Source organism: Aequorivita echinoideorum, from assembly GCF_018476645.1.
In the GTDB taxonomy this organism is placed as follows: domain Bacteria; phylum Bacteroidota; class Bacteroidia; order Flavobacteriales; family Flavobacteriaceae; genus Aequorivita; species Aequorivita echinoideorum.
In genome coordinates this window covers 1-3,943 of the sequence record NZ_JAHCTB010000013.1, presented here as the reverse complement: position 1 = coordinate 3,943, position 3,943 = coordinate 1, and the positions used below count along the sequence as shown (strand labels likewise).

Genomic DNA, 3,943 nt, shown 5'->3' with positions numbered 1-3,943 from the left:
GGTGGCAAAAAGGAGGATCAACAGCCTGGAGACCACGATGGACATGACAAGGCTGGCCAGCGGGCCGTACCTCGTACAGGTGACCATAGACGGTAAGTCCGCTATGTTCAAACTGGTCAAAAACTAAAATAGTTTATTAAAAAAGACCGAGGTATAAATATCTCGGTCTTTTTTAATAAAGTTTCTTTCGTTAGAATCAATAACTCATTCTCAATTTTTCCTCTTTTTTAAAAATATCCTTCTACAAATATTAATAAACAATAATTGATTTGGGATAAATTTTAATGTAACAAAAAATAAAAGCCATCTATTATGAAATATTTAAGAAAAATTTATATATTTGGCGACATTGGTCATTTTTCTGACCCTCACAATAAAAGAAAAAATATGAAAAAAATCTACACGTTTTTAGTCATTTTCGTGCTATTTACCCTAACCATCGGGGCACAGAATTGCGCATCGTTGGACATACTTACCACAACTTCTGGCTCGGTATGCGGCGGCGGTTCGGTATCACTATCTGCGACATCAAGTGGTACAGGCGACGGAATACTTTGGTATGATGCCGCATCAGGTGGTAATGTCGTCTTTTCCGGATCCACATTCTCCACGCCTCCTCTTTCAACTACTACCTCATTTTGGGCGACAGAGATTATCGGTACTTTTACCGCGGGTTCCGTGGGCCCCGTTGATAATTCCTTTGGCCCTGGATCAGGAACATCTGCGGCAATCACAACTTACCATATGCAGTTTGACGTTCTTCAACCGACCAATTTGACATCGATTGACATATTTCCAACTGCATCCATAGGCAGTACAAGTAGTATTGAGATAAGAGATAGTGGGGGTGCTACAATTATCAATGTCCCATATACCACTACTGTAACGGGAGGTTCGACCGCGCAAACCATACCTTTAAATGTAAATTTAAGCCCTGGAACAGGATATATAATGGGCCAGGTGGGACCTATAGGGCTATTTAGAAACACATCTGGTGCAAGCTATCCCTATACCTCAACTTATATAAATATAACTGGTAATAATTTTGGAGCCGGTTATTATTACTATTTTTACAACTGGCAATACGGTGAAATCAACGTGACCTGCGAATCACCCCGCGAGGAGGTAATCGCCACTGTGGACAATATGGCCGACCTGAACGTTTCGGCCCTTCCCTACACCCATACGGCCAATACTGCTACCTATTTCAACAACTATGCTGGCGCCCCTGGTGCCGATTGCGGCTCTCCCGATTCCTATCTGGCGGGGAACGACGTAGTCTATAAGTACACGGCGGACGACGACTACATATTGAGCGTTGAGCTATCGGGCCTGAGCGACGCCTATTCAGGGGTCTTCATATACGATAGCTGCGGCGACATCGGCACCATGTGCTCCTCGGAGGGTTCCTTCAACGAGACCACCGGAACGCACGGTTTTCAGATAGCCGTCAGCGATACCCAGGATTACTACATCGTGGTATCCTCGGCCGACCCCACGCAATCGTTTGATTACACCCTTACCATAAACGGGGTCACCTGCGCCAATTATCCGGCCCCGACGGGGGCCGGCAGTCAGAATTTTACGCTGGGGCAGACCCTGGCGGACCTTGACGTTACCGGCACGAGCCTTACCTGGTACAGCGATGCGGCCACCACCGTGGCCATACCCAGCAATACGGCGCTGGTGAACGGCACCACCTACTATGTGACCCAGAGTTTTCAAAGCTGCGAGGGCAACCCGCTGGCCGTAACCGTTACCGAGGTGCCCTGCACCGGGCTGGATGTGGTATCGACCACGCCGGGCTCCGTCTGCGGAGAGGGCTCCGTTACTCTGTCGGCACAAGGAGCTGGAACCATCACAAATTCCGATATATACTGGTACGATGCGCCCACGGGCGGAAACTTGCTGGGCAAGGGCGAGGTCTTCGAGACCCCGGCACTGGAACAGACAACTTCGTTCTGGGCTAGCGAGGTGGCCATTTCGGGGGCAACGCTCCCCGGGCAGGCTTTTGCCAATCCCACGGTAACTAGCACATCGACCCTTAGCAACTACGGACTCATCTTCAACCTCACAGAAGGGATAACCCTTGTGGACGTGGAGGTCTTCAGCACTACCGCGGCTGGCGGCAGCATCACCATCGAACTGAGGGACATCAATAATGCCAACTCCACGGTGGCAACCGCAACCGCCACGATACCGGGAGGGGGAACAACGGCAGCACCAATTTCCGCAATAGTCCCATTGAACTTCAACATACCGCCAGGGGACTACAGACTGCTTAAAACAGCAGGGCCGGGCATGGCCACGGTGACATCTTCCAACAACAGTTTCCCATATGCCATAGGCACCTCTGGACAGGTTACCTCAGGATCCTTCGCAACGGGAACATCCGTCACCTATTATTATTTCTACAACTGGACCATATTCGAGGGGCAGGTACTTTGCGAGTCCTCGCCACGCGAGGAGGTAATAGCCACGGTGAACGAGGTGGCCAACGAGATGGTCACAGAACCGCTCCCCTTTGTACATACAGCCAACACTTCTACTTACGGGAACAACTATTCTGGTACACCAGGTAATGATTGTAACACCACGGGGAATTTCCTGGACGGGGACGATGTGGTCTACCAGTTCTCCCCTACCACCGGTGCCGTATACAGCGTACAGCTCTCCGGTCTCTCAAGCAACAACGCCTCACTCTTCGTATATCGCAGTTGCTACGACATCGGTACCGCCTGCTATGCAGGAACCGTAAGCGACGGAACAACCTCAGACTTCGGTCTAGATGAGGTACCTATGTATGATGGATTTAACTATTTCATAGTGGTGTCGACCTCCGATTCGCCCTCCACGGATTATACGCTCACTATTGACGTTGCAAACATCAATTGCGCTGACTATACGGCTGCGCCCGAGGGCGACGCAAACCAGTTCTTCCAGACCGGGGAGATGCTTTCAGACCTTGTCGTGAATGGCGGAAACCTGACCTGGTACAGTGACGCCGCCGGGACGACGGTCATTCCCGACACAACCCTTTTGGTAGACGGAACGACCTATTATGTACGGCAGACTCTTAACGGTTGCCCGAGCGGTCTCTTGGCCATCACGGTGACCAAGATCGTCTGCGACGACCTGGAGATACTCAGCACGGTGCCCGGCACCATCGTGTGCAAGGGGTCGACCACACTGGAGGCCGTGGGCAACGGCGGGCTAGGCACGGAGATATTCTGGTACGATGCGGCGAGCGGGGGCGACAGGGTGGCCATAGGGCCAAACTTCACCACGCCCGAGCTCACGGCAACGACCTCATATTGGGCAGCGGAAGTGTTCATAGAGGGGGATGCGCCACAAAGCGGGCAGGCAAAGCCAGCTCCCACATCTACGACGACAACCACACTGTCGAGCTACGGACTGCAGTTCGACGTGACGCAGCCATTTACATTGGTGAGCGTCGACGTATATCCCACCTCAGCCGGGACGATGGACCTGGAGCTCCGCGATGCAAGTGGGGCGGTATTGGAGACACTCCCAGGAATAAACGTTCCTGGCGGTGACGGGCAGACCCCCCAGACCATCGTACTGAATCTTGAGATACCCGTGGGCAATGGCCTTCGCCTTATCAAGACCAGCACGACCCCCACCATGGTACGCGAGAGCAGCGGCAACTCCTACCCCTATCCCATCGGGACCTTTGGACAGGTCACCGGAGGGGCACTGAACCAGGGAACTCCCCTTTCCGCATATTATTGGTTCTACAACTGGACGATCGGCTCGGGTCAGGTACTCTGCGAGTCCCCCCGCGAGGAAGTGGTAGCGACAGTGAGCCAGGACGGTGATATTATCGTGCCCCCGGCCCTGCCCTACATAGACGCCAACAACAACACCTCCAACTACGGCAACACCTTCACGGCGGCTCCCGGCAGCGGATGCGGCTCCACGG

At 52.6% G+C, this 3,943-nt stretch carries 1 protein-coding gene; it reads left to right on the top strand.

Annotated features, from left to right (window positions below):
• Positions 1 to 312 precede the first annotated feature (312 nt).
• Positions 313 to 3,943, top strand: a 3,631-nt coding sequence (locus KIV10_RS13710; RefSeq protein WP_456048982.1) for an immunoglobulin domain-containing protein, incomplete at its 3' end; no start/stop codon positions are given.